This is a genomic window from Pseudomonas sp. PB3P13, assembly GCF_054897735.1.
Genome location: NZ_CM142702.1, coordinates 3058348 through 3085308 on the forward strand (window position 1 = coordinate 3058348; position 26961 = coordinate 3085308).

Consider the following 26961-nt stretch of genomic DNA (forward strand, 5'->3'; position numbering starts at 1 on the left):
CGGATACGCGGACAAGCCCGCCTCCACATAATGTTCAATGGCCACGTACTGTGAACCCCATCAAACCTTGTGGCAGCGGGCTTGCTCTCGAAAGGGCTGTCAGCCTGCCTGCGTCATTCGGATTTCAGCTTCAGATACGACTGATGCATGTCCGACGCCCAGCCATCGATCACGCCTTTCACATCATCGGCCTTCATGACCTGAGCTTCATTTTCCAGCGGCTTGCCGATGCCTTTGCGCACCACCTGGGCAACGACGCTGTTGTTGCTGCCATCGAGAAACACCGCTTCCGTGGCCAGGTCGGTGTCCTGATCACGAATACCGCTGGCGGTACTTACGGCCGCCGCTACCAAGGCTATCGGAATCACTTCGTAAGGCTTCAGACCTTGGGTTTTGCTGCTGACTGCCGTAATGGCTGCGCGCACCACGAGCACACCGGGGCCCGGGGCAGCCGCCAGCGGCAATGATCGGCTGATTTCGCGTTTGAGCGCTTGATCGTAGTAGCTGGTTATACCGTTCAACGTCGCCTGGGGGATTTTCGCCGTCGGCTGCGGCTGGGGATAGAGCTGGGTGGGTTCGATGTAGACACTGGAAAACTTGTCGATCTCGATCTTGGGGTCAATCCAGCGCATTACCGTGGCACCTGAAGGGGATTTGGTTTCGCGCAACTGGCTGTAGTCCTTCAAAAAGCCCGAATACTGGTCCGGATCAACCACTTTGCTGGAGCAGCCCACCATTCCAATCGAGGCCATGCACAGGGTGCTCATCATTACCGCTAGCTTCATGCTCTAACTCCTGGGTCGACAATCGTCTGAAGACGGGTGATACAGGTATAGCCAAATGCACGAGTTTTTGTACTGAATAACGAAATATTCATCTATGGCGGTAAGCAGAGGCAGGGTCAGTGCCAACTTGGCCAAGCTTGATTAGCCGCGATCGCGGGGAATCAGGCTCTGCAATTGCTGAGCAAGGAAATTTGCATCGAATACAAAAGTGTCCGGGTCTTTCAAACCGTTGGTCTTGCGCCATTGCCAACTGTTCGAAGGCGGCTGGCAGACCAGCGAGATGCTGCCATAACGGGCGGCGGTCAGGCCCATCACCGCCAACGAGATCTGGCCACCGGAACCCATCACATCAGGCACGAATTCAACTGGCTTGCCGGCGATGATGATGCTCATTTTTTCAGTCTTGAACGTAGACGTCTCAACCGGAACGCTGGGTCCGGAAGCAACATAAGGTTCGCGGCTGACCACCAGCAGGTTCGGCGCCTTGACTGGCTCAAGCCATTGCTGGATCTCATCGAACAACTCGCCAATGCGCGTCGTCCACACGGACGATTGCGACTCGAACAGTTGTTTTTTGTGCGCTTCGCTGTCTGCATAAAGACGAAGCATTTCGCCCAGTTGCTGTACGTCGTCCATTGCGATGATCCTTTGATTCAAGCGGTGTTACGGAAATTGAGCATGGCAGATGCGCGGCCGCGACGTACGACTAAAACGCCTGAGCGGTCAATCCGTCGATGGACCGCGAGGCGTTGGCACGGGCCGGCCGATTGATCAAACCCCGAGCGTGCGCCGCAGACGGGCCATGCTCAAGGTATCCACCAACCTGCCGTCGCGTACTGCGTAGTCGCGAAACAGCCCCTCGGTCTCGAAACCGAACTTGCGGTACAAGCCTATGGCGGCTTCATTGTCGGCATACACCGAGAGCTCCACCCTCTGCAGGTTCATCCAGTTGTCGGCGACGTCCAGTGCCGCCGCCAGCAGCCTTGAGCCGACGCCTTTGCCCTGCCAAGCTGCAAGCACGCCCATGCCAAAACTGCCGGCATGACTGCGGCGCACGCGCGAAAATTGTTCCAGGCCCATATGGCCGATGACGGTCCCTTGATGCAGCGCCACCAATTTCAGAGCGCGCTCGTCATCCGCCGCCAGACGCTTGCGCCAGACCTCGGTCGATTGGAAAGGCATTTGCAGGACCTGACGGGCGACCGCCGGCTCGTTGTAGAGCGCAGCGACACCATCGATGTGGGCTTCGTTGAAGCGTTCGAGAGTAATGATGCTATCGACTGAGTGCATGGGTGAATCTTCCTTGAGGCCGACATGGCTGGTCACTCTATAACGTGTTCTCTCCAGTGGCGAGTTCAACACCATTAAAGCCCAGGCCGCCCGCGCCCCAAACTTTTATTCCTTCTTCGACAAACGGTAATAAGCCGCAACTATTGGGGGCTTCCATTCGAATACAATCTAACTAAATTAACGTCTTGCAGGACGCAAGACAAAATAAAACCCATTTCAAGGAAGACTATATGAACTTCAGCCAGAAAAAATCATTTATTGCGCACGTAGAGTGCAACGACAAACGCCTGACCTTTCTCGACAGCATCCTGGGTGAACGTTATGTCGCAAGTGAGGCCAACGTACTGACCACCCTGCCGCCTTACCGCAGGCATCCCTCCGGAGTGCAGCGTTCTACTCCAAAGTTTCTTGCATTTTTCGAGTGTTATGACGACTACTACAACATACAGATCCGAAGCGCTGATTATTTCGGAAAATATCTCAGCAAAAACGCTAACGGCAAGCTTGGCGCCTTTCCAGGCGCCGGAGCAGAGACCACTTCATTTAACTTGCTGGATGATAACGAAAGAATAATCACACTTGACGACCTGAGTTCCAGAACCGCCAACATTTATTTGAAAGCCCGCAATGCAGGCATCATCAAAGCCAACAAGCACCCAACTAGCGGGAGAGACGCTTATTACTTCAACGACTATTCAGGAGAAAAACTAAAGTTTAATTTCGAGATACTCGAAAGAAATGTGCCCTATCCGACCAGTACCACGCCCGACCAGTACAATGATTATGACGAAGATTGAATTCGCGCCTACTAATCGATCATAACGCCAGAATTAAAAAAGCCCCGGCTCTTTCGAGTCGGGGCTTTTTCATTCAGCGCCTGATCAGGCCACAGGCTCCAGTTCTGCGCTGGCAGTCGCAGTAGCGGCAGGCACCACTGCTTGCCCGCTCAACGCCAGGTCCAGCAACTCACGGTTGGCCACCGCGTACATGGCGTAGTCCGTGCCGCTCGCCGCACGAATTTCCACCAGCATCGCGCGCCAGCGCGCGATCATGCTCTGATGCTCCTTCATCCACAGCGCCAGGCGTGTTTCCACGTCCTGAGTACCGTCGCCCTGTTGCAGGACCGAGATGGTGATCGCACGTTGCTGCCAGTCGACGTCATCGCGGAACGCTTCACGCGCCAGGGCCTGCCAGTTGTTTTCCACCGGCAGAGCGCTGATCTGCTGCAGGTACCAGGTGACGTCCAGCGCGCTGCCAACGGCGAAGTAGGCCTTGGCCACGTCCGCAGGGTTCTGGCCGGTCACGTCGGATGCTTCGATGATCGGCAGCAGGGTGTACAGGTGCGTAGTGCCAGCCACCATGCGTGCCAGCAACTCCGGCACACCGGCTTCAACGTACGCCTGATAGCGCGCCTGCCAGGTTTCACGAATTTCGCCGCTCAGCAGATCGTCGAGCTTGAGGCCCAACTCTTTGAGGTGCGGACCGAAATGCGCGACGTCACGGGCAGCGTTCTGCTCGTTGCGACGGGCGCGCAGGAACCAGCGCGTGGCGCGACGGCCCAGACGCATCAGCTCGTCCATCAGCTCCAGTTGCACGTCCGCGGAAACCTGATAATCCAGGGCTTCGATCTGACGGAACCAGTGCGGGAGGTGGAAGATGTCACGCACGATCACGTAGGCGCCGGCCACGTTCGCCGGGCTCATGCCGGTCGACTCTTTGAGTCGCTGCACGAACGTGATGCCCATGTGGTTGACCAGATCGTTGGCGATCTGGGTGCTGACGATCTCACGCTTGAGACGGTGACGACGCATGGCTTGCGAGAACTTGCTCACCAGGCTTGGCGGGAAAGCGGTTTCCATGTCGCGCGTCAGGTAATCGTCATCCGGTACCTGCGAGTTGAGCAGCGCTTCCTTGAGGTCGATCTTGCTGTAGGAGATCAGCACCGACAGCTCGGCACGGGTCAGGCCGTGGCCTTCGGCGACACGCTCGTTGAGCGCCTCTTCAGCCGGCAGGAACTCGATCGCACGATCCAGCTTGCCGCGACCTTCCAGGTCGTTCATCAGACGCTTGTATTCAGCGATCCGCGCATACGCGCGACGGGCCGCCAGGGACAAGGCCTGAGTCTGCTTGTAGTTGTTGCCCAACACCAGATTGCCGACTTCGTCGGTCATGCTGCCGAGCAACTGGTTACGTTGCTTCTCGGTCATGTCACCGGCCTGAACCACTTCGTTCAGCAGGATCTTGATGTTCACTTCGTGGTCAGAGCAGTCCACGCCACCGGCGTTATCGATGAAGTCGGTGTTGGAGCCACCGCCATTCACACCGAATTCGACACGACCCAGCTGGGTCATGCCGAGGTTACCGCCCTCGCCCACGACTTTGCAGCGCAGTTCGTTGCCGTTGACACGCAGCGCATCGTTGGCCTTGTCGCCAACATCGGCGTGGCTTTCGGTGCTCGCCTTGACGTAAGTGCCGATGCCGCCGTTCCACAGCAGATCGACCGGCGCCTTGAGCAAGGCGTTCAGCAGTTCCGTTGGGGTCAGCTTGTCAGCCTGAATGTCGAAGCGTTCTTTCATCTGCGGGGAAATTGCGATGCTTTTCGCGCTGCGAGAGAAAATCCCGCCGCCTTCGGACATGATGCTGGTGTCGTAATCCGACCATGCCGAACGCGGCAGGTCGAACAGGCGCTGGCGCTCGGCGAAGCTATTGGCCGGTTCAGGGTTTGGATCGATGAAGATATGCAGGTGGTTGAACGCTGCGACCAGTTGCAGCTGGTCCGACATCAACAGACCGTTACCGAAAACGTCACCGGCCATGTCGCCGACGCCCACGACGGTGATGCTGTCTTCCTGAACATTGATGCCGCGCTCACGGAAGTGGCGCTGTACACCGACCCATGCGCCTTTGGCGGTGATGCCCATTTTCTTGTGGTCATAACCGGCCGAGCCGCCGGAAGCAAAAGCGTCGCCGAGCCAGAAGCCGTAGTCGATTGCAATACCGTTGGCGATGTCGGAGAAGGTTGCAGTGCCCTTGTCCGCCGCGACCACCAGGTACGGGTCATCGTCGTCATGACGCACGACGTTGACAGGCGGAACCAGTGCGCCGTCTTTCAGGTTGTCGGTGATGTCCAACAGGCCCGAGATGAAGATGCGGTAGCAGGCGATGCCCTCGGCTGCGATTTCGTCACGGCTGCCGCCCAGTGGCAGGCGACGCGGCAGGAAGCCACCCTTCGCACCCACGGGCACGATCACCGAGTTCTTGACTTGCTGGGCTTTTACCAGGCCGAGCACTTCCGTACGGAAGTCTTCTTCACGGTCCGACCAGCGCAGACCACCGCGGGCGACGTTACCAAAGCGCAGGTGAACGCCTTCGACGCGTGGCGAGTAGACGAAGATTTCGAACTTCGGTACCGGTTTCGGCAGCTCCGGAATCTGGTGCGGGTTGAACTTGAAGCTGAAATAGGACTTGTTCTGACCGTTGGCGTCGGACTGGTAGAAGTTGGTCCGCAGAGTCGCCTTGATCAGGTCGAGGTAGCGACGCAGGATGCGGTCTTCGTTCAATACCTGAACATCGTCCAGGGCGGTCAGAATCGCCTGTTCCAGACGTTGTTGCTTGTCTTCCAGATCATCGCTGGACAGCTTGCGCGCCAGGTAGAAACGGGTTTTGAACAACCGGGTCAATTCACGAGCGATGTCGGTGTGGTTGTTCAGGGTGCTGGCAATGTAGCCGAGATCGAAGCCCAGACGGATCTGTTTCATGTAACGGGCATAAGCGCGCAGCAGCGCCACGTCGCGCCAAGGCAGGCCGGCAGTCAATACCAGACGGTTGAATGCATCGTTTTCGGCATCGCCACGCACGATGTGGACGAAGGCGTCCTGCAAGGTGTCGTTGAGTTGCTGAATGTCGAGTTCCAGACCTTCGGCGGCAGTGAACGCAAAATCATGAATCCAGAATTCGCGGCCATTGTTGTGGCGCAGGCGATACGGGAATTCACCCAGCACGCGCAGGCCAAGGTTTTCCAGAATCGGCAAGACGTCGGACAACGCCAGCGGGGTGTCGGCGTGGTACAGCTTGCAATGCAGCATTCGCTGGCCGGAAACCTGCGCCAACGGCTGATAGAAACTCATCACCAATGGATTTTTTTCGGAGAGGCTCAGCAGGTGCTGCATGTCGACCACGGCCGAATGCGCGGCGAAACGCTCGCGATAACCCGCCGGGAAGCCTTTGGGGAAGTCCGCCAACACGTTGGTGCCGCTGGCTTCACCGAAGCTTTCAACCGTCAGGCTGGCGTAATCGTCCTGCCAGCTGCGGCAGGCTTGCACCACTTCTTTTTCCAGCAGAACGGGGTCGATGTCCAGGCGGTTCTTCGGATCGACCCGCAAGATCAGTTGCACCCGAGCCAGCACGGACTCGGAGAAGAATGTCCAGAACTCGCAGTCCGACGCTTTCAGGCGATCCATCAGCACTTGCTGGATCTTCTGGCGCACTTCGGTGGAGTAGATGTCGCGCGGCACGTAGGCCAGGCAGTAGCAGAAACGGCCGTACGGGTCTTTGCGCAGGAACACGCGAATCTTGTTGCGTTCCTGAATCTGCACGATCGACATCACGGTGCTGAACAATTCGTCGACCGGCGTCTGGAACAGGTCATCACGCGGCAATACTTCGACAACCTGCGCCAGTTCCTTGCCCAGGTGAGCCTTGGCCTGGAAACCCGAACGGCGTTCGATTTCTTCGACCTTGCGGCGAATGTACGGAATGACCCGCACGCTCTCGCCATACACCGACGAGGTGTACAGGCCCATGAAACGGCATTCCTTGACGACTTTGCCATCGGCGTCGATTTCGCGGATCGACACATAATCCGGGTAGGCCGGACGGTGCACACGGCTTGGGTGTGCAGCCTTGGCGAACGACAGCAGCGTCGGTTCGCGCAGGTAGTTGACCGCGTAATCTTCTATCCGCAGGTCTTCGTAGGTCAGACCGTTGCGCAACAGTTTGGTCAGGCCGAGGAAGGACCTCTGGTCATAAACGATGTGGCCGCCGTCGGCTTCATCGCGCACCACGAACTCTTCGTAGCCGAGGAAAGTGAAGTGGTTGCCCACCAGCCATTCCAGGAAACTTTTGATTTCGGCTTTTTCTTCAGGATCGGCAGCGAACTGGCTGTTGTCCAGACCCGTGAGGATCTCGAGAACCTTGGCTTTCATCGGCTCGAAATCGGCGACCGCTACGCGGACTTCGCCGAGAACCTGTTCCAGCTCCTTGCTCAGGACGTTCATTTCTGCCGCATTGGCGCAACGGTCTATTTCCAGGTACATCAGGGATTCATGCAGGATCCCCTCGCCCTGAGTGCCCTTCGGCAGGATTTCCAGCAACTCGCCCTTGCTGCCGCGACGCACGCTCAGCACGGTGGTTTGCAGGGTATGAATGCTGTAGCCGCGACGGTTCAGCTCGGTACGCACCGAGTCCACGAGGAATGGCAGGTCGTGGTGCAGCACTTCCACTGCCGTGTGCGTGGACTGCCAGCCGTGGCGTTCGTAATCAGGGTTGTAAACGCGCACCTGCGGCTGCGCGTGATCGAAGCGCTCAAGCAGGCGCCAGGCAGAAAGGGTGCAGCCGGCGAGGTCGGACAACCGACGCTGGGTCAGCTCGTCCAGGGAAATGATGCCGAAGAATTGCTCAGCGAACAGCGCCACTTGTGGCAGTGCCTGTTCACTGATGTGCTGCGCCAGTGCCGCTTGCAGTTGGTGCTGGAAGTCGGCTTTGCTGGCTGCGGTGAAGAACGCCATCTGTGGTACTCCGCTTGGGCTTGTTATTGATGGAAGCGTCGCGTGCAAAACCCCTTTCGGGGCGTTCCGTCGCCCTGTTCCTGAATCTCGGGCAGAGGAAACAGGGTGACAGGTGGGTGAAGCTGGACGAGACGCTCAGGTCACATTCACCTTCCATGAATGGGCATCTGCAAAAACGACTCTGCGATCAATTGCACAATGTCTTTACAGGTATCCATTCGATGCGCAGCTTAACCAGTGCGGCGAGGCCCGTGCTTGCGGTGCTGCGACATATTCGGTCATCGGAATGCTGCTCATGCCATGTGCCCGTGACAACACTAGCAGCCGTGGAGGAAATCGGGCGTTTTATGCCTGCATTTACACTGTTCGAGTACCGGAAATGACCAGCCACCCACCCGTTGTTCACCACGCATCCTCTGACACTGCGACGAGCAGAAATTCCCGAGTGCTGGCAGAATCGGCTTTTGTTGTATTTACAACGCTCGCCGATTCGGGATTTCCCATGCAAATGACTACTGCCCTTTTGATCGTCAACCCTTGTGATGAGGAAGAAGACGACATGGCCATGCTCGCCTGCCACAGCGACCAGGGTGAAATGTTCCTGATGACCCGCTACCCGGACGAAGACGAGCTGGAAATCACCCTCGACGGCGAACCTTCGACGCTCGACGGTGTGAAGGTAACGTTGAGCGCCACCCGTTTGCTGATCGAAATCGCCGCTGCCGATGCAGATGCGTTGAACGGGGATGATTCGCTGGAGATCATTCACCGTACGGATGCGGGTGATCTGGCGGAGGTGGAGGAGACTTTGCAGAACATGCTCAAGGGGACCGGGACTTATATCAGCGCGCTTTGATGGTGCCTTGACCGGCCCCATCGCGAGCAGGCTCGCTCCCAACGTTGACCGAGTTGCCGGGTCAAGATGCGATCCGTGCGGGAGCGAGGCTGCTCGCGATGTGGCCTGAAGGCACAACATGACTCTGTGCACCTGCAATTTCTGACAATTTCACCCATCTATTCCCGCACTTTGCACAAAATGCCGTTAGTCGCCGCACCCCACGATGGATTAAAGTAACGCCCCCAGCCCTGGCGTTACCAGAACGTCTGCGGTCACCCTTCCCAGGAACAGTCACCGATGGAACATCGTGAAGCGCTGCTTGCGCTGCGAACCTTTCTTTCAACGCAGATTCTCGGCCAGGAAAAGCTCATCGAGCGCTTGCTCATCGCCCTGCTCGCTGACGGCCACATGCTGGTCGAGGGCGCTCCTGGCCTGGCCAAGACCAAGGCCATCAAAGAACTCGCTGAAGGCATCGAAGCCCAGTTCCATCGCATCCAGTTCACCCCTGACCTGTTACCTGCCGACATCACCGGCACGGAAATCTATCGCCCGGAAACCGGCAGCTTCGTCTTCCAGCAAGGCCCGATCTTCCACAATCTGGTGCTGGCGGACGAAATCAACCGGGCGCCGGCCAAGGTGCAGTCAGCCTTGCTGGAGGCCATGGCCGAACGTCAGGTCAGTGTCGGGCGCAGTACCTATGAGTTGTCGCCGCTGTTTCTGGTGATGGCCACGCAGAATCCGATCGAGCAGGAAGGCACCTACCCATTGCCCGAAGCGCAGCTCGACCGGTTTTTGATGCACGTCAAAATCGGTTTCCCGGATGCCGCCGTCGAGCGCCGCATCCTGCAGCAGGCCCGTGGCGAAGCGCTCAATGGCGAAACCAAGCCCGAGCGCCGCGTCAGCCAGCAGGCCATTTTTGCCGCGCGCAAGGAAATCCTCGGTTTGTACATGGCCGATGCCGTTGAGGAATACCTGGTGCAGTTGGTCATGGCCACCCGCACGCCGGCCAAGTTCGACCCGGAAATGGCCGAGTGGATCGCGTATGGCGCCAGCCCACGCGGTTCGATTGCCCTCGACCGCTGCGCCCGCGCCCACGCCTGGCTGGCCGGTCGTGACTTCGTCAGCCCGGAAGATATTCAGGCGGTGCTGTTCGATGTGCTGCGTCACCGCATCATTCTGTCCTTTGAAGCCGAAGCCGCGGGCATTGATCAGGACCGTGTGGTCCAGCGGATTCTCGACGTCGTAGCCGTCGCTTGACCCCGATGAACGCCAGCCTGCCGCCCGAGCCGGGCATCCGTGTCAGCCTCACAGAGCTGATCGAGATGCGCCATCGCGTGCGCGAAGTGCAGCTGTTTTCCACGCCGAGTCAGCGCAGCCCGCTGATCGGCCTGCACCATTCCAAACTACGCGGGCGCGGCGTGGACTTCGACCAGGTGCGGGTTTATCAGGCTGGCGACGACGTCCGCACCATTGATTGGCGCGTCACCGCCCGCACCCAGGAACCGCACACCAAACTCTTCCACGAAGAGCGCGAGCGGCCGATTTTCATCATGGTCGAGCAAAGTCGCCGGCTGTTTTTCGGCTCCGGGCTGATGTTCAAATCGGTGCTTGCCGCGCAGGCCGCGAGTTTGATCGGCTGGGCCGCCCTTGGCCACAACGACCGCGTCGGCGGGCTGGTGTTCGGCGATCACGAGCACTACGAGATCAAACCGCGGCGCAGCAAACAAAGCCTGCTGCAGCTGCTCAACCGTCTGGTTCGGGTCAACCAGTCGCTGCACACCGAAAGCGAGCACAATCGCGACTCGTTGAACATGGCCCTGCGCCGCGCCCGCGAGGTATTGCGCCCCGGCAGCCTGGTGATCGTGATCTGCGACGAGCGCGCGCTGACCGAAGGCTCCGAGCAACAACTGAGTCTGTTGTCGCGGCATTGCGACCTGTTGCTGCTGCCCGTGTCCGATCCGCTTGACCACGCCCTGCCGGCCGCCGGCCTGCTGCGCTTCGCCGAACGCGGCGCGCAACTGGAGCTCGACACGCTCAATTATGACTTGCGCCAGACGTATCGTGCCCAAGCCGAAGCGCGTATCAACCGCTGGGAACTGCTGGCGCAAAAACTGCGTGTGTTACTGATGCCGCTGAGCACCCAAAGCGAAATGGTCGAACAGCTGCGCGAGTACCTGAACCCGGAACGTCCAGGGAAAGGCCGATGAGCAGCCTCGATCAACTGCAACCGCTGATTTCTCCGCCGCCGATTGGCTTCTGGCCGCCGGCGCCCGGCTGGTGGTTGTTGCTGTTGTTAATGCCGCTGCTCGGCTTCGGTCTTTGGCAACTGCGCCGCTTTCTGCCCGCCAAACGCGCCGTCGAGCCCCTCGAGCAACCGCTGGATCCCGTGCGCGTCGCGGCGCTCGCCGAGCTGGCGCTGATGCCCAAACCCTACGATGGTGCGCCCGCCGGAGCGTGGCTGCAGCAGCTCAACGGTTTGCTCAAGCGTCTGTGCCGCAACCATTACCCTTACAGTCAGAGCCACACGTTGAACGGGCGCAAATGGCTGGCGTTTCTCGACAATCGCTGTCCCGCCGCCGGTCTGACGCGCTGGATGATCCTGGTCGAAGGTGCCTACAAACCGGAATGCAAACTCGACGACAAAGCCATCGCCGGGCTGACCCAAGCCGTCGATACGTGGATCCGCAAACATGTTTGAGTTCGCCTGGCCCTGGATCTTCGCCCTGCTGCCGTTGCCCTGGCTGTTGCGCATCGTATTGCCGGCGGCCGACAGCGGTGAGCCGGCGCTCAACGTCAGCTTCCTCAGCGACCTCGAAGGTCTCGCGCGGCGCCGCGCCCGGGCCAATCTGCCTGCCTGGCGGCAACAGGCGCCATTCCTGCTGCTGTGGTTGTTATTGCTGATCTCGGCGGCGCGCCCGCAATGGCTGGGCGAACCGCTGCCCATCGCCGCCAGTGGTCGCGATTTGCTGGTGGCGGTGGATGTCTCCGGCTCCATGGATTTCCCTGATATGCAGTGGCGGGACGACGAAGTCAGTCGCCTGGCGCTGGTCCAACACTTGCTCGGGGATTTCCTCGAAAGTCGCGAAGGCGATCGGGTCGGCCTGATTCTGTTCGGCAGCAAAGCGTATCTGCAAGCGCCGCTGACATTCGATCGGCGGACCGTGCGTATCTGGCTGGACGAGGCCCGGATTGGTATTGCCGGCAAAAACACGGCGATCGGCGACGCGATTGGCCTGGCACTCAAGCGCTTGCGCCTGCGTCCGGCGCAGAGCCGAGTGTTGATCCTGGTGACGGATGGCGCCAATAACGGCGGCGAAATCGATCCGTTGACGGCGGCGCGCCTGGCCGCACGCGAAGGCGTGAAAATTTATCCGATCGGCATCGGCGGTGATCCTGAACAAAGCGGCACGGCGGGGTTTCTCGGCGTCAACCCGAGCCTGGACCTGGACGAACCCTCCTTGATGGCGATCGCCCAGGTCACCGGCGGCCAATACTTTCGGGCCCACGACGGCGAGGAACTGCAAGCGATCAAAGCCACCCTCGATCAACTGGAACCGGTGACTCAACAACCGACCCAGGCACGCCCTGCCCAGGCGTTATATCAGTGGCCCCTGGCACTGGCGTTGCTGCTGAGCATGTTGCTGGCCGTGCGCGAACGCTGGCCGCATAACCCGATACAGCGGTTGTTTACCAAAGATCTGTTACAGACGCCATTGCCTGACTGGCGCCAGCGGCTCAACCGCCTGCGTCTACGGAGGCGCCGATGAGCGTGCTCTGGCCGTATTGGTTTCGCCCCTGGTGGCTGCTGCTGTTGCCGGTGCTCGGCTGGCTGCTGTGGCAACTCTGGCATCGGCAAAAGCGCGCCGGCCGCTGGCAAATGATCCTTCCGCCAGCCTTTCAAGCCGCATTGCTCAGTGGCGGCAACGGTCGCGAGAGCAAATTGCCATGGGTCGCCCTCGGCGTCGCGTGGGCGCTGACCGTTTTGGCGCTGCTGGGGCCCAGTTGGGAGCGTGTCGAGCAAACCAGCCAGAAACCGGCCGATCCACTGGTGGTGATTCTCGAACTCACGCCGCAAATGCTTGCCACCGACGTTGCTCCCAATCGGCTGGAACAAGCCCGGCGCAAAGTGCTCGACCTGCTGCAAAGGCGCAGCGATTCGCAAACCGCCATCATTGTCTATTCCGGTAGCGCACACACGCTGGTGCCACTGTCGGACGACCTCTCCACCAGTCGCAACCTGCTGGATGCGCTCAAGCCTTCGCTGATGCCGGCAGCCGGCCATCGCGCCGATCTCGCCGTGCGCAAAGCCCTCGCACTGCTGAGTCAGGCCGCACTGGGCGACGGGCGTATTTTGTTGATTGGTTCATCGCTCAACGAGCTGGAGCGCGAAGGCATTCATCTGGCGCTGAAAGGCAAGTCCACCCAATTGCTGATGCTCGGCATCGGCACCCGCGAAGGCTCACCGATTACCCAGGAAGACGGCAGTTTTCTAAAGGATGAACTGGGCGCGATCCTCGTGTCGCGCCTGGATGAGCCTCAGTTGAAAACCTTCGTTGACAGCGTGGATGGGCGCTATCGCCATGCGCGCCTGGGAGACACCGATCTGCGTGCACTGGGTCTGTTCGACGGGCCTCGCCACCTGCGCAATGACGGCCAGACCGTGCGCCTCGATACCTGGGCCGATCAGGGTTACTGGTTGTTGTTGCCGCTGTTGCTGCTCGCCGCCTGCGCGGGCCGGCGTGGCTGGCTATTCTGTTTGCCCCTGTTAATTCTGGTACCGCAACCGAGCCATGCCTTCGACTTCGAAGACCTGTGGTTGCGACCTGATCAGCGCGGGCTGCATCTGCTCAGGCAGAAACTGCCGGCGCAAGCTGCGCAGCACTTTGAAGATGCGCAATGGCAAGGTGTGGCGCTGTATGAGGCCGGCGATTACAGTGGCGCCGCCCAGCGCTTCGCCGAAGGCAAGGATGCCCACGCCCACTACAATCGTGGCAACGCCCTGGCCAGAAGCGGCGAACTGGAAGCCGCACTCGATGCCTATGAGCAGGCGCTGGAACGCCAACCGGATTTACGCCCGGCCCTGACCAACAAGGCGCTTGTAGAGCATTTGCTGAAGCAGAAAAACACCTCGCCGCCGGCTGAACCGGACGAGGCCCCGACCGAGCAAAACCCGTCGGCGCAAGAACCTCCGCCGGGCGCCGCGACACCGCCCTCCAGCCAAGGCGATCCGGCTGTCGATACCGGCCAACCGTCGCCAGACACGGAACCATTGGCGACCGCGCCACCCAAACCGGGCGGCAATGAAGTCCCGGGCAGCGAGCTGGGCGATGAACAGCGCACCACCCCACCGCTGCGCCCGGCCACCGACAGCATTGATGGCGAACAACAGCAGGCGCTGGAGCAATGGCTACGCAAGATTCCGGACGATCCGGGTGAATTGCTCAGACGCAAATTCTGGTACGAACAGCAACAACATCAGGATCAGGAAAAAACCCGATGACCCGCTTCACAACTTTCACGCTGGCAGTGCTGCTCTGGACCACCGAGGCTCAGGCGTTGGGTCTGGTCGCCAGTGTCGACCGCAGTCGTCTGAACTCGGGTGAAACCGTTGAACTGACCCTGGAATCCACTGACGTGACGCAGTTTGGCAAACCTGATCTGGCTGCGCTGGAGCCACAGTTCGAGGTCCGCGGCACCCGTCAGGTCAACCAGTTGAACACCATCAATGGTGATTCGGGCGCCACTACGCGCTGGATCATCACCCTGCTGCCCCGCCAGAACGGCACCGTGGTAATCCCGTCGCTGCAACTGGGCGACGGACAGAGCCAGCCGATCACCCTGCAAGTGGTGGAAGGCGACTCCCAGGACAGTGCAGGCAAGCTGGCTCCGGTGTTCATCGAGGTCAGCCTCGATCAGCACAGCGTTTATGTGCAGGCCCAGGCGATCCTGACCTTGCGCATCTACCATTCCGTTTCGCTGTACGACGACAGCAGCCTGACGCCGCTGCAGATTCCCGATGCACGTATCGAGCAACTCGGTGAATCGCGCACCTATGAAAAAGACATCAAGGGCGTGCGTCACGGCGTGATCGAGATGCGCTATGCGATTTACCCGCAACACAGCGGGCAGCTGAGCATTCCGGCGCAAGCGTTCAGCGCCACGCTGGTCGACGCACAACCGGCCGAGGATGCCGAGTCGCCGAGATCGGGGAAAATGCTGCGCGTCAGCTCCAGTGAAATGTTGCTGACGGTCAAACCCCAACCCGCCGCTTACCCTGTGGACGCGCCATGGCTACCGGCCCGTAGCATAAGCCTGAGCGAAAGCTGGAACCCGGAGCCGGAACAGGCCCAGGCGGGCGACTCCCTGACCCGCAGCCTGACGCTCAAGGCCGAAGGCCTCGCCAGCTCGCAGTTGCCACCGCTGCCGGCCACCGACATCAACGGGCTGCGTCGTTATCCGGATCAACCGGTGCTGGGCAACCAGAACAGCGAGCGAGGGTTGATCGGCAGTCGCGAAGATCGCGAAGCACTCGTGCCGATCCGTAGCGGCAAGCTCGAGCTGCCCGCGGTGGACGTCGTCTGGTGGAACACCTTCGAAGATCACCTGGAACACACCAGCCTGCCCGCCAGGACCTTGCAAGTGGCGAACAATCCGAGCCTGCCGGTCGACACACCGGCCAGCACGGCACCACTCCCCGCCGCTGCCGACGGCGACACGTTGTGGCGCTGGCAACTCATCAGCCTGATTCTGCTGTGCACCACGCTGCTGGGCTTCGGCCTTTGGTGGCGCGCACGCTGGCAACCGGCGATCCTGCGGGCCGCGCAAGCCGGCCCGAGCACCCGCACGGTACTCGACGAACTCAAACGCGCCTGCCTGGCCAACGACTCCCACGCCACCCGCCAGGCGCTCGACGCCTGGGCCCGGCAACAGCCGGAAACCCTGGCCGACATGGCGGCGCGTTTCGTGCCGCTGTCGGACGCTCTCGACGGCCTCAACGGCGCGCTCTACAGCGAGACCGGCCAGCACTGGCAAGGTGAGGACCTGTGGAGGGCGATCCGCGCAATCCCGACAGCGGAGGGCGTTCAGGCCCCGGTGGGTGACAGTGGTTTGCCGCCGTTGTATCCGAAGTAAGACCAGCAGATCGCAGCCTTCGGCAGCTACGGCCACAACACTCCCTCAGGAAGCTGCGCAAGGCTACGATCTTTGCGCTCTTCTGCATTACCCCCCGTTTACCCGTAAACTATCTCCGCTTTCGCCGCCCTCATTTTCCACGCGGCCATTACCTTATTTCCCACGGAGTTCGCCTTGCGTCTGTTTCACACCTCCGACTGGCACCTTGGGCAGAACCTGCACGGCCAGGAACGTGATTTCGAACACGGTTGTTTTCTTGACTGGCTGTTGCGTCAGCTGAAGCTGGATCAGCCCGATGCGCTGCTGATCGCTGGCGATATATTCGATACAGTTAACCCACCGGTCAAAGCCCAGGAACGCCTCTACGATTTCATCGTCAGCGCCCATGAGCAACAGCCGAAGCTGACCATCGTGATGATCGCCGGCAACCACGATTCCGGCTCGCGGATCGAGTTGCCAGCGCCGTTGATGCGCCGTTTACGCACACATGCGCTCGGTCGTGTGTTGTGGCTGGACGACGGGCAGCTGGACGCCGAGCGCCTGCTGCTGCCACTGCCGGACGCCAGGGGCAAAACCGTCGCCTGGTGCCTGGCGCTGCCGTTCCTGCGCCCCGCCGAAGTGACCGGCGCCCATTTGGGTGACAACTACCTGCGCGGTATTGGTCAGGTGCACGAATGGCTGATCGCAGCCGCCAACGCCAAGCGCAAGAAGGGCCAGGCATTGATTGCCATCAGTCACGCGCACATGGCCGGCGGCTCGGTGTCCGAAGATTCCGAGCGCAGCCTGATCATCGGCAACGCCGAGGCGCTGCCGGCCAGCCTGTTCGGTTCGAGCATCAGTTACGTCGCCCTCGGGCATCTGCACAAGCCGCAGAAGGTTAACGGCGAAGAGCGCATTCGCTACAGCGGTTCGCCGATTCCGCTGTCGTTTTCCGAAATCGGTTATCAGCACCAGATCCTTGATATTCAGCTCGACGGCGAGACCCTGGTCAGCGTCCTACCCAAGCTCATTCCCCGCGCCGTCAACCTGCAACGCATCGGCCCAGCGCCGTTGGCGGACATTCTCTTGCAACTGGCCGACCTGCCGAACATTGATCTGCTGGCCGACATTCAGCGCCAGCCGTGGCTGGAAGTCCGTGTGCGCCTCGACGAACCGCAACCCGACTTGCGCCATCAGGTCGAAAGCGCTTTGCAAGGCAAAGCCGTTCGGCTGGTGCGCATCGCGGCCGAATATGCCGGCAGTGGCGGTCGCGACGGTGCCGATGACGGTGCCAGCCTGATCGATCTGGATCAGCTGACTCCCCAGGAATTGTTCAGTCGCGCCTGGCTGGACAACTATGGCAGCGAGGTCGATGAGCAGACGCTGAAGGACTTTGCCGAACTGTTGCAGGACGTGCAGATGGAGAGCGAACAGCCATGAAAATCCTCGCGATCCGCTTGAAAAACCTTGCCTCGCTGGCCGGGCCATTCGAAATCGATTTCACGGCTGAACCGCTGGCCAGCGCCGGATTGTTCGCGATCACCGGGCCGACCGGCGCCGGTAAAAGCACCTTGCTCGACGCCTTGTGCCTGGCGCTGTTCGGCGCCGTGCCGAGGCTGAGCAACGCGCAAGTATCGGCCAAGGCACCGGACGCCGACGGCGAAATCAGCACCGGCGACCCCCGCACGCTGTTGCGCCGCGGCACGGGTGAAGGCTATGCCGAAGTGGATTTCGTCGGTATCGACGGGCGCCGCTATCGTGCGCGCTGGGAAGCCAATCGCGCCCGGGAAAAGGCCGGCGGCAAGCTGCAGGCCAGTCGCCAGAGTTTGCGCGACATCGATCAGGACCAACTGCTCGCCAGCCAGAAAATGGATTTCAAGACCCAGCTGGAAGCCGTGCTGGGCCTGAATTTCGAGCAGTTCACCCGCGCCGTCCTCCTCGCTCAAAGTGAGTTCAGCGCCTTCCTGAAGGCCAACGACAACGAACGCAGCGAGCTGCTGGAAAAACTTACCGACACCGCGCTTTACACGCGTTTGGGCCGCCGTGCATTCGACAAGGCCAAGGATGCACGAGAAAACCATAAGCTGTTGCAGGACCAGGCTATCGGCGTGACGCCGTTGTCGCCCGAAGCCCGCGCGGAACTGGATGAGCGCTTCAACGAAGCGCAAAATCAGCTCAGGACTCAACAATCGCAACTTAAACAACTTGAGCTGCAACACACCTGGCTAAAAGACCTGCGCCAGCTGCAGGACGAGCAACAGAGCGCCGCCCAGCAGTTGACCAGCGCCCAAACGCATTGGGAACGTCTGGCCAGCGAACGCCTGAAATGGACGCGCCTGGAGCAACTGGCGCCACAGCGCCATCAGTTTGCTCGCCAGACCGAACTCACTGTGCAGCTCGCCCCCCTGGCCGAGCAGATGCAAGCGCACACCCGCCAGCAAGCCGAGCTGAACGAACGCCGCGCGCAACTTGAACAGAGCCTGAGCGCCGCACAAACCGCACTGACCGAAGCGCAAACACGCCACGCGGCCAGCGCGCCGCTGCTGCGCCAGGCCTTCGAGGCACAAAGCACCCTCGCCCGCCTCGGCACAGACGCCAGCCTGAGCGCCGAGCGCAAACAACAGGCGGAACAGGCGTGCACCCAAGGCCAAAGTGCGATTCAAGACTTGCTCGACCAGCAGCAGCGTGTGGCCGAGCGCTTGCAGCAGATCGCCGCCGGGCTTGAGCACAGTGCGCACCTCGCGCCCCTCAGCGACGCCTGGAACGCTTACCGCGATCGTCTGCAACAACTGATGCTGATCGGCAATCGCCTCAACAAGGGCCAGGCCGAACTGGCCTCGCTGGAACATCAGGCCACCGCCGCTGCTGAACAACTGACCGCGCAAAAGCAACATTTGGAAGTGCTCTACAAAGAGGCCGGCGCCGAACCGGAAGCTGTCGCCGAACAGATTCAGTTGCTGGGCAATCTGTTGCAGGACAATCGCAAGCAACTGCGTGCCTTTGAGGAGCTGTCCCGGCTGTGGGCCAGGCAGCAAGAGCTCGACAAGCGTGGTACCGAGCTGCAACAGCGCCAGCTCAGCGCGCAGCAGGAACGCGAGCGCCTGACCCAGGAAGGGGTCAAGACCAAAGCTGCGTTAACTGTCGCCGAACAGACGTTGAGCGTCACCCGCGAATTGCTCGAACGCCAGCGTCTGGCCCGCAGCGCCAGTGTCGAAGAATTGCGCGCGCAGTTGCAGGACGATCAGCCGTGCCCGGTCTGTGGCAGCCCGGACCACCCGTACCATCAGCCTGAAGCCTTGCTGCAAAGCCTCGGTCGACATGATGAAAGCGAACAGGCCACTGCGCAGAAAGCGGTGGATACGCTGAAGGAACAGCTGACCGACTTGCGCACCGAAGTGGGCGGCGTCATCGTTCAACAGAAAGAACTGCTGCAACAGCAGGAGCAATTGGCCACTCAGCAGCAGGACCTGACGCCGAGCCTTGACGCGCACCCGTTATCGACACAGCTGCTCGGCCAGGATGCTGTTAAACGCGATGCCTGGCTGGCCCAGCAAAACAATCAGTTAACCCAGAGCATTAGCCAGGACGAGCAGCGGCAAACCGCCCTGCTCACCCTGCAACAAGAGGCGGCGCGACTTCATCAGCAATTGCGCAACGCCGAAACCGCCAGTCAGCAGGCCGCTCAGCATCTGGCCAACCAGCAACGCGAGTTGAACAGTGATCGCCAGCGTCTGGACGAGGAACTGAATGCCTTCGGCGCCCTGTTGCCGGCAGATACGCTGCAGGCTTTGCGCAACGAACCGGCGGCGACGTTCCTGCAGCTTGATCAGCAGATCGCCCAGCGTTTGCAGCAACTCGAACAGCAACGCGATGAACAAGGCGAGCAACAGCAGCGCCAGCAGACGCTGGAAAAAGAGCAGGATCGCCAGCTCACCCGGACGCAGCAGCTCCAAGCCGCGCAGCAACAGTTCGCCGCACTGACCGCGCAGCAGCAGGCTTGTGAGCAAACCCTCGCGCAGCTATTGGGGGAGCACGGCAGCGCCGAGCAGTGGCAACTGCAACTGGATCAAGCCGTCGAACAGGCCCGCAGTGCCGAAGCGAGCGCCGGTCAGGAGTTGCAGAGCGTGCGCACGCGGCTGGTGCAACTGGCCGCCGAACTCAAAGCGCAGGAAGACCGCAGCCAGGCCCTTGCCAGCGAAACTCACGAGCTGGGCGGCAAGATTGCTGATTGGCGTGCGCTGCATCCGGAACTGGATGATGGCGAGCTGCAAGCGCTGTTGAGCGTGGACGACCAGCAAGTCAGCGAGCTGCGGCAGCACTTGCAGCAGAGCGAAAAGGCCATCGAGCAGGCGACAGTCAGATTGCAGGAGCGCGATCAGCGACTGCTCAATCATCAGGCGCAACACAACGGTAATCTCGATGCCGAACAACTGGCCAGCGCACTCGCCCAGTTGCAGAACCTGTTCGCCAGCAGCGAGCAGCGTTGCGCCGAGTTGCGTGCCGAACAGGCCGAGGACCAGCGTCGGCAGAATGCCAATCAGGCGCTGGCCCAGCGAATTGCCGAGGCATACGCCGAATATCAACGCTGGGGCCGTTTGAATGCGCTGATCGGGTCGGCCACCGGCGACACCTTCCGCAAGATTGCCCAGGCCTACAACCTCGACTTGCTGGTGCATCACGCCAACGTCCAGCTGCGGCAACTGGTGCGTCGCTATCGCTTGAAACGTGGCGGCAGCATGTTGGGCTTGCTGGTGATGGACACCGAGATGGGCGACGAACTGCGTTCGGTGCACTCATTGTCCGGCGGCGAGACTTTTCTGGTGTCGCTGGCCCTGGCGCTGGGCCTGGCGTCGATGGCCTCCAGCACACTCAAGATTGAATCGCTGTTTATCGACGAAGGCTTCGGCAGCCTCGACCCGGAATCCCTGCAATTGGCGATGGACGCGCTTGACGGACTGCAGGCTCAGGGCCGCAAGGTCGCGGTGATTTCCCACGTGCAGGAAATGCATGAACGGATCCCAGTGCAGATTCAGGTGCACCGCCAAGGCAATGGCCTGAGTACGCTGGAGGTGAAATGAATACGCTGTATTCCTTCCGCCGCTGCCCCTACGCCATGCGCGCAAGAATGGCTCTGCGCTACTGCGGGGTCGCGGTCGACATCGTCGAGGTCAGCCTGAAAGCCAAGCCGGCCGAGATGCTTGCCCTGTCGAGCAAAGGCACGGTGCCGGTGTTGAGCGTCGATGGCGAGGTGATCGATGAAAGCCTGGCGATCATGCGCTGGGCGCTGGCGCAGAACGATCCGCAGGACTGGTCGCTCAAGGAGGATCCCGTCGGGCGGCAGCGCATCGCCGAGTTGATCGAAGAAAATGATCACGTGTTCAAGGTGCACCTTAATCGCTACAAATATGCCGAGCGATATCCCGAACAGCCAATGGAAGTTTATCGGTCCGAGGGCGAGGTGTTTCTGCGTAGGCTGGAGGCGTTGCTGGAGGGACGCGATTATCTGGTGGCGGACCATACCAGCCTGGCGGATGTGGCGCTGATGCCGTTCGTGCGCCAGTTCGCCCATGTTGATCGCGAATGGTTTGCGCAGACGCCGCATGTTCGGTTGCAAGCCTGGTTGCAGCGGTTTCTAGTGTCGGATTTGTTTACCCGTGTGATGCAGAAGTAATCGCCCTCGCTCACCTGTGCAGCAGCTAACACAATCATCTGTGGCCTGTTGCATGGGATGAAGCAACGTCAGTTCAGGCAAACACTTCACACATCTGCAACACCGAGCAATCCACCTGGAACGGGCCGAAAAAATCCACATCACGTTTGATCGGTGGATTGCCAGCCAGTAGCCCCATGGCTTTGGCGGTATCTATCGCGTGGGCCAGGTTGTGGTTGGCTTCTATGGCGCGGGCCACCGAGCCTGCCGATCCCTGGCCGATGCCTAAAAGCGAAGAGCCATTGGTTATGAACGCCAGCAAAGCGATGACCCCCAGTTTCCCTCCTTTCATGATCCGGCGACTCCTGCGAGTTCGGCCCGATCAATCAGCGCGCTTTGGGTGCGGTGGTCGAACTGGATACCAGGATGAGCGACCTGGATCGGTGCTTCGAATTCGTGTTCAGTCTGAGCCGAAATACTGACACCCAGAACCATGACCAGGTACAGACCGATGGCCAGGTAGGCGCCGCGTTTGGCAGAAGAAAGGATTGCGCTGGCCATGGTGTTCTCCCGTGGACATGTTTTTGATGTCCACAGAATCAATCAGAAAACCCGTGACAGCCACTCAGCGTTATCCATAGTAACCATCAGCTTCGTTGATTATTTAGCCAGTCTATCTGCCGACTCGATAAAACTTATCAGGCTAGCTCCGGGCGCCGGGAGCCCTTCAAAAAACCGCCGAAACGCGTTATGCAGGAGCGACCTCACTCAACGTTTCCCGAATTTTACTTCGATCCGCGCAAGTGACTTCGCTCCTGCATAAAGGGTGCAGGATTTACATTTCAGGCTTGGGTTTTGTGATCCAGCGCTGCGTAGAAGTTGGCGCTTTGTTGCAGGTATTTCTGGGTGTAGCTCTGGGCGTGGGATTTTTTGTCGCTGAGTTCAATGTTGGCATTGGCTGGCAATGCAACAGTGGCAGAAATGGCTGAAGCGGCGATCACGGAGAAAAGGTTGAAGTTCATGGCGGTAGTCCTCGGAGTCAGTTGGCTTTGCTTGCCCGGTGGGGCCGTGAAGCAAACTTAACCTCCGAGGGTTTGTCCCTTGAAATGCTTTGTAGCACTTTCACATATCAGTCGTTTTGATACACGTGCGCAGGCCCCAGCAAGCGGGGCCTGCGACTCATTGACGCACCAGAAACTTCAAGTCGCTCGGGGCATCGATCGGATGTTTCTGCACGGTTTTGCCCAGTAAACCGCTTTTGGCATCGCGCTCGACCACGACGATCTGGTTACTTTTCTGATTGGCAATCAGCAAGAACCTGCCGCTGGGATCGAGGCTGAACTCGCGCGGGTGATCGCCTTCCACGGAGCGCCGCTGCAGTTCTTTGAGCTGGCCCGACGCCGGGTCGATGGCGAACACCAGCAACTGATTGGCCGTGCCGCGGTTGCTGACGTACAGGAACTTGCCATCGGCGGAAGCATGCAAGGCTGCCGCAGCCTTGGCCGACGCTGGCTGCCCCGCTGCCAGATCGACCATCTGCGTTTGCTCAAGCTTGCCGTCCCGGTAATCGAACACGGCAATTTGCGCGCTCATTTCCATGGTCAGCCAGGCGTGTTTGCCATCGGCGCTGAACAGCAGATGCCGCGGCCCGCTGCCCGGTGGGAGTTGCACGGAAGACGGGGTAGCGGCGGTCAATGGCAGCTCGGGATTGGCTTTGGGATCGAAGCGATACACGAACACCTTGTCCGCGCCCAAGTCGTTGGAGAAAACATATTTGCCGTCCGGCGACGATACCGTTGAATGCACGTGCGCCGACATCTGCCGCTCAGGATTGACCCTGCTCGAGGTATGGCTGCTCATTTGCACCACGGATTTGAGTTGGCCGTCCGCGCCCACCGGTAATACCGCCAGGGTGCCACCTGGATCTTCAATCACCGAATAATTGCTGACGAACAAGTGACTGGCATCGACGCTGTGGCTCGAATGGGTCGGCTCATTGCCCAGGCTCTGCACCTGATTGATCAGGCTCAATGCATGGGTCTTGGGATCGATTGCAAAGCTGCTGACGCGCCCGACCGGATCGGCCTGCCCCGGGCCGTTTTCGTTGACTGCGAACAGGTAGCGATGATCCTTCGAGATCGTCAGCCAGGACGGGTTTTCGCTGTTGATCACTTGCAGCGGTTTGGCGTCGATCTGGCCGGTGGCGGCGTCAAAGCTCAGGCGGTATATGCCCTCGCTCTGGCCTGCGGTGTAGGAGCCGACCAGCAAGTCATAGCGCTGGTCTGCTACCGCCTGCATCCCCATGGCGCCGACGCTGCCGGCGATCAACAGAGGCCAGAAGTTACGCATCCTCATTCGTTTCGTCCTCGTCGTCGCCGCCACCGATGGCCTCCATCGGCACCAGCCGGTGTTCGCCCGAATCGCCTGTGATGATCCAGCTCTTCAAATCAGCATCGAAGGTTGCGGCCTGAATCTGCGCCATGCTGAACGCCCAGCGTTTGAGTGCGCGGCCGTCCATGCATTCGATGTGCAGGTGGTCGTCTTCATCGAGAGAGAAATCGAACGCGTGCAGCCCGTCGATTTCGAGCATGTCGCAGTTTTCGAGGGCATTGAGCAAGGTATCGGCAGTCATGGCAGTCAATCTTTGGAGAGGAAAGACGCAATGATAGCGCAATGCGTCAAACACAAATCAGGGAACGTCACAGCCCCCTGTAGGAGTGAGCCTGCTCGCGATTGCGGCGTGTCATACAACACCGATGTCGCCTGATACTCCGTCATCGCGAGCAGGCTCACTCCCACAGGATATGCGTTAGCCCTTGATCGCGTCGCGCGATGGCTGGCCATCCACCAGGCGCTGAATGCGCAATGGATTGGTGTTCTTCAACGCGTCCGGCAGCAGGCTGTCGGGGTAGTTCTGGAAGCACACCGGCCGCAGGAAACGGTCGATCGCCAGCGTGCCGACCGAGGTGCCGCGGGCATCGGAAGTCGCCGGGTATGGCCCGCCGTGCACCATCGAATCGCAGACTTCCACGCCGGTTGGGTAGCCGTTGAGCAGGATCCGGCCGACCTTCTGTTCCAGCAACGCGGTCAATTCGCCGAACTGCTCGAAATCTGCCGGCTCACCGATGATGGTTGCGGTCAACTGACCATGCAAACCGTTCAGGGCAGCGCTCAATTGCGCCTGATCCGCCACTTCGACAAACACGGTGGTTGGACCGAACACTTCTTCCTGCAACACTTCATCGCCGTTGATCAGCAGGCTGACATCGGCTTTGAACAGTTGCGGCTGCGCCTGATTACCTTCCTGCACGCGACCGGCCAGATGCTCAATGCCAGGATGCGCGAAGAGTTTTTGCAGGCCTTTGCCGTAGCTGCCCAACGTGCCGGCGTTGAGCATGGTCTGCGCCGGTTGATCGCCGATCAATTGCGCAACCTGCTGCGCGAATGCAGTGAACTGTGGCGAGCGGATACCAATCACCAGGCCGGGGTTGGTGCAGAACTGGCCACAGCCCTGAACCACCGAAGCGGTGAGGTCACGCGCCACTGTTTCTGCGCGGGTATTGAGCGCCTGCGGCAACACGATCACCGGGTTGATGCTCGACATTTCCGCGAACACCGGAATGGGTTGAGGGCGCGCCGCCGCCATGTCGCACAGCGCACGGCCTCCTTTGAGCGAACCGGTAAAGCCGACGGCCTGAATCGCCGGGTGCTTGACCAGCGCTTCACCGACGCCTGCGCCGTAGATCATGTTGAACACGCCGGCCGGCATGCCGGTTTTTTCCGCAGCGCGAGTCAGCGCACAGGCCACCAGCTCGGCGGTTGCCATGTGCCCGCTGTGAGCCTTGAACACCACCGGGCAACCGGCGGCCAATGCGGATGCGGTATCGCCACCGGCCGTGGAAAACGCCAACGGAAAGTTGCTTGCGCCGAACACAGCCACGGGGCCCAGGCCGATGCGGTATTGACGCAGGTCCGGGCGCGGCAACGGCTGGCGATCGGGCAACGCCTGATCGATGCGGGCGCCATAAAAATCACCGCGACGCAGTACCTTGGCGAACAGACGCATCTGGCCGCTGGTGCGACCGCGTTCGCCCTGAATGCGTCCGGCTGGCAGTGCGGTTTCACGGCAGACCACCGCGACGAAGTGATCGCCCAGCGCGTCCAGTTCATCGGCAATTGCATCAAGGAATTGCGCACGTCGTTCGGCGCTCAGGCTGCGATAAGCCGGGTAAGCGGCAGCGGCGGCTTTGGCGGCGGCGTCCACTTCTTCCGGGGTGGCCTGATAAAACTCGTGGGGCAACGGCTCGCCGGTGGTGGCGTCGACGCTTTGCAGGGTCTGTGAGCCGGCGGCGCTACGCTGACCGCCGATGTAGTTGTGGCCAAGAATGCTGGTCATGAAGTTCTCCTTAAAGAGTGCCGATGGTGCCAGGTTCGTATGACGCTTCGACAGGCAGGATGCCATTGATCAACGGCGCGCCGAATTCGGCCTGGCTGATCTCGAACACGTCGCCTGGCTGTGTGCGAATGCCGTCGGCGAACGACAGTGTCGCGGTGCCGAAAAAGTGGATGTGCACATCGCCCGGCCGCAGGAACTGGCTGTACTTGAAGTGGTGGTACTCGAGGTTCTCGAGGCTGTGGCACATGTTGGCCTCCCCACTGAGAAACTCGTTCTGCCACAACACTTCACCGTCGCGCAGGATACGGCTGGTGCCTGCCAGATGTTGAGGCAGTTCGCCGACCCGAAGTTCCGGACCATAACTGCAACTGCGCAATTTCGAGTGTGCAAGGTACAGGTAATTCTTGCGCTCCATCACGTGGTCGGAAAATTCGTTGCCCACGGCAAAACCAAGGCGATACGGCTTGCCGTCGTGACCGATCACGTAGAGGCCGCTGAGTTCGGGCTCTTCGCCGGCATCCTCGGCAAACGGTGGCAGCGGGAACGGTTGGCCCGGGCGCACGACAATGCTGCCGTCACCTTTGTAGAACCATTCCGGTTGTACACCGGCCTGCCCGGCTGTCGGTTTGCCGCCCTCAACACCCCATTTGAAGATGCGCATGGTGTCGGTCATCGCCGTTTCGTCGCCGGCCTGCTGGTGCATTTTGTCCCGCGCCGAAGCGCTGCCCAAGTGAGTCAGGCCGGTGCCGCTGACCAGCATGTGCGCAGGGTCCGGATGATCCAGCGGGGGCAGGATGCGCAGTTGGGCCAGCAGGTCAGCGTAGTCATGGGTCGTGCCCAGGCCCAGGGTTTTCACTTGCTGCTCAAGGTTTACCCCGGCCTCGATGGCCGCCAGGGCAAGATCACGCACCGTGCGCGCGTCCTGGACTTCACGGACCAGATGGCCCTCGACCACGCCAACCCGGCGCTCGCCGTTAATCAATTCGAATTGAACCAGACGCATGATTTTCTCCTGTGTTATTCGAAACACCGCAGATTCCTGTAGGAGTGAGCCTGCTCGCGATAGCGTCGGCACATCCAAAATTGTTGGTGGCTGATACACCGCT

At 60.3% G+C, this 26961-nt stretch carries 22 protein-coding genes; 11 read left to right on the top strand and 11 right to left on the bottom strand.

Going from position 1 to position 26961, the window contains the following annotated elements:
* Positions 1–113: 113 nt before the first annotated feature.
* The 3 genes from ACYZT1_RS14055 to ACYZT1_RS14065 form a co-directional block, all read right to left on the bottom strand.
* Positions 114–785: a DUF3313 domain-containing protein gene (locus tag ACYZT1_RS14055; protein WP_462015325.1), complete on the bottom strand. Its 672-nt coding sequence runs from the start codon at positions 783–785 to the stop codon at positions 114–116.
* A 141-nt stretch (positions 786–926) separates the two neighbouring features.
* A complete protein-coding gene (locus ACYZT1_RS14060) occupies positions 927–1421 on the bottom strand; it encodes a hypothetical protein (protein WP_462015326.1) in 495 nt (164 codons plus the stop codon).
* A gap of 135 nt (positions 1422–1556) precedes the next feature.
* On the bottom strand, positions 1557–2075 hold the full coding sequence (locus ACYZT1_RS14065) for a GNAT family N-acetyltransferase (RefSeq protein ID WP_462015327.1): 519 nt from the start codon (positions 2073–2075) through the stop codon (positions 1557–1559).
* 230 nt (positions 2076–2305) lie between these two features.
* Here ACYZT1_RS14065 and ACYZT1_RS14070 point away from each other — a divergent pair, with 230 nt between their 5' ends.
* Positions 2306–2872: a hypothetical protein gene (locus ACYZT1_RS14070; RefSeq protein ID WP_462015328.1), complete on the top strand. Its 567-nt coding sequence runs from the start codon at positions 2306–2308 to the stop codon at positions 2870–2872.
* 84 nt (positions 2873–2956) lie between these two features.
* On the opposite strand, the gene ACYZT1_RS14075 is transcribed toward ACYZT1_RS14070, so the two are convergent.
* Positions 2957–7861, bottom strand: a complete 4905-nt coding sequence (locus ACYZT1_RS14075; protein WP_462015329.1) for an NAD-glutamate dehydrogenase — start codon at positions 7859–7861, stop codon at positions 2957–2959.
* Between the two features lie 502 nt (positions 7862–8363).
* Here ACYZT1_RS14075 and ACYZT1_RS14080 point away from each other — a divergent pair.
* The 10 genes from ACYZT1_RS14080 (at position 8364) to ACYZT1_RS14125 (ending at position 21480) form a co-directional block, all read left to right on the top strand.
* The gene (locus tag ACYZT1_RS14080; RefSeq protein WP_462015330.1) at positions 8364–8717 is read left to right on the top strand and encodes a hypothetical protein; all 354 of its coding nucleotides are present in this window, start codon (positions 8364–8366) and stop codon (positions 8715–8717) included.
* A 279-nt stretch (positions 8718–8996) separates the two neighbouring features.
* Positions 8997–9956 (top strand): AAA family ATPase, encoded by a 960-nt coding sequence (locus ACYZT1_RS14085; protein ID WP_003218556.1) that lies wholly within the window; start codon positions 8997–8999, stop codon positions 9954–9956.
* A gap of 5 nt (positions 9957–9961) precedes the next feature.
* Positions 9962–10906, top strand: a complete 945-nt coding sequence (locus ACYZT1_RS14090; RefSeq protein WP_462015331.1) for a DUF58 domain-containing protein — start codon at positions 9962–9964, stop codon at positions 10904–10906.
* Positions 10903–11397: a DUF4381 domain-containing protein gene (locus tag ACYZT1_RS14095; protein WP_462015332.1), complete on the top strand. Its 495-nt coding sequence runs from the start codon at positions 10903–10905 to the stop codon at positions 11395–11397. The genes ACYZT1_RS14090 and ACYZT1_RS14095 overlap by 4 nt, the downstream gene beginning before the upstream one ends.
* Positions 11390–12466 carry a vWA domain-containing protein gene (locus ACYZT1_RS14100; protein WP_462015333.1) on the top strand — a complete coding sequence of 359 codons (1077 nt, stop codon included), beginning with the start codon at positions 11390–11392 and terminating at the stop codon, positions 12464–12466. The genes ACYZT1_RS14095 and ACYZT1_RS14100 overlap by 8 nt, the downstream gene beginning before the upstream one ends.
* Entirely contained in the window at positions 12463–14199 is a 1737-nt protein-coding gene (locus ACYZT1_RS14105) for a VWA domain-containing protein (protein ID WP_462015334.1), read from the top strand. The genes ACYZT1_RS14100 and ACYZT1_RS14105 overlap by 4 nt, the downstream gene beginning before the upstream one ends.
* Positions 14196–15830: a BatD family protein gene (locus ACYZT1_RS14110; protein ID WP_462015335.1), complete on the top strand. Its 1635-nt coding sequence runs from the start codon at positions 14196–14198 to the stop codon at positions 15828–15830. Before ACYZT1_RS14105 ends, ACYZT1_RS14110 begins: the two co-directional genes overlap by 4 nt.
* A gap of 174 nt (positions 15831–16004) precedes the next feature.
* Positions 16005–17249: an exonuclease SbcCD subunit D C-terminal domain-containing protein gene (locus tag ACYZT1_RS14115; protein ID WP_462015336.1), complete on the top strand. Its 1245-nt coding sequence runs from the start codon at positions 16005–16007 to the stop codon at positions 17247–17249.
* Entirely contained in the window at positions 17246–20887 is a 3642-nt protein-coding gene (locus tag ACYZT1_RS14120; RefSeq protein WP_462015337.1) for an SbcC/MukB-like Walker B domain-containing protein, read from the top strand. The genes ACYZT1_RS14115 and ACYZT1_RS14120 overlap by 4 nt, the downstream gene beginning before the upstream one ends.
* A complete protein-coding gene (locus ACYZT1_RS14125; RefSeq protein ID WP_462015338.1) occupies positions 20884–21480 on the top strand; it encodes a glutathione S-transferase in 597 nt (198 codons plus the stop codon). The genes ACYZT1_RS14120 and ACYZT1_RS14125 overlap by 4 nt, the downstream gene beginning before the upstream one ends.
* Before the next feature lie 73 nt (positions 21481–21553).
* Here the strand turns inward: ACYZT1_RS14125 and ACYZT1_RS14130 are convergent, their stop codons facing one another.
* The 7 genes from ACYZT1_RS14130 to araD1 all read right to left on the bottom strand — a co-directional run bounded on the left by ACYZT1_RS14130 (position 21554) and on the right by araD1 (position 26858).
* Complete coding sequence (locus ACYZT1_RS14130) at positions 21554–21811, bottom strand: hypothetical protein (RefSeq protein ID WP_462015339.1); 258 nt, start codon at positions 21809–21811, stop codon at positions 21554–21556.
* On the bottom strand, positions 21808–22020 hold the full coding sequence (locus ACYZT1_RS14135) for a hypothetical protein (protein ID WP_462015340.1): 213 nt from the start codon (positions 22018–22020) through the stop codon (positions 21808–21810). The genes ACYZT1_RS14130 and ACYZT1_RS14135 overlap by 4 nt, the downstream gene beginning before the upstream one ends.
* A gap of 281 nt (positions 22021–22301) precedes the next feature.
* Complete coding sequence (locus ACYZT1_RS14140) at positions 22302–22481, bottom strand: hypothetical protein (protein WP_462015341.1); 180 nt, start codon at positions 22479–22481, stop codon at positions 22302–22304.
* A gap of 157 nt (positions 22482–22638) precedes the next feature.
* Positions 22639–23808: a lactonase family protein gene (locus ACYZT1_RS14145; protein ID WP_462019247.1), complete on the bottom strand. Its 1170-nt coding sequence runs from the start codon at positions 23806–23808 to the stop codon at positions 22639–22641.
* The gene (locus ACYZT1_RS14150) at positions 23801–24091 is read right to left on the bottom strand and encodes a DUF5629 family protein (protein WP_462015342.1); all 291 of its coding nucleotides are present in this window, start codon (positions 24089–24091) and stop codon (positions 23801–23803) included. The genes ACYZT1_RS14145 and ACYZT1_RS14150 overlap by 8 nt, the downstream gene beginning before the upstream one ends.
* A gap of 177 nt (positions 24092–24268) precedes the next feature.
* Positions 24269–25855, bottom strand: a complete 1587-nt coding sequence (locus ACYZT1_RS14155) for an aldehyde dehydrogenase (NADP(+)) (RefSeq protein WP_462015343.1) — start codon at positions 25853–25855, stop codon at positions 24269–24271.
* 10 nt (positions 25856–25865) lie between these two features.
* The gene (gene araD1, locus ACYZT1_RS14160; protein WP_462015344.1) at positions 25866–26858 is read right to left on the bottom strand and encodes an AraD1 family protein; all 993 of its coding nucleotides are present in this window, start codon (positions 26856–26858) and stop codon (positions 25866–25868) included.
* Between the last annotated feature and the right edge of the window lie 103 nt (positions 26859–26961).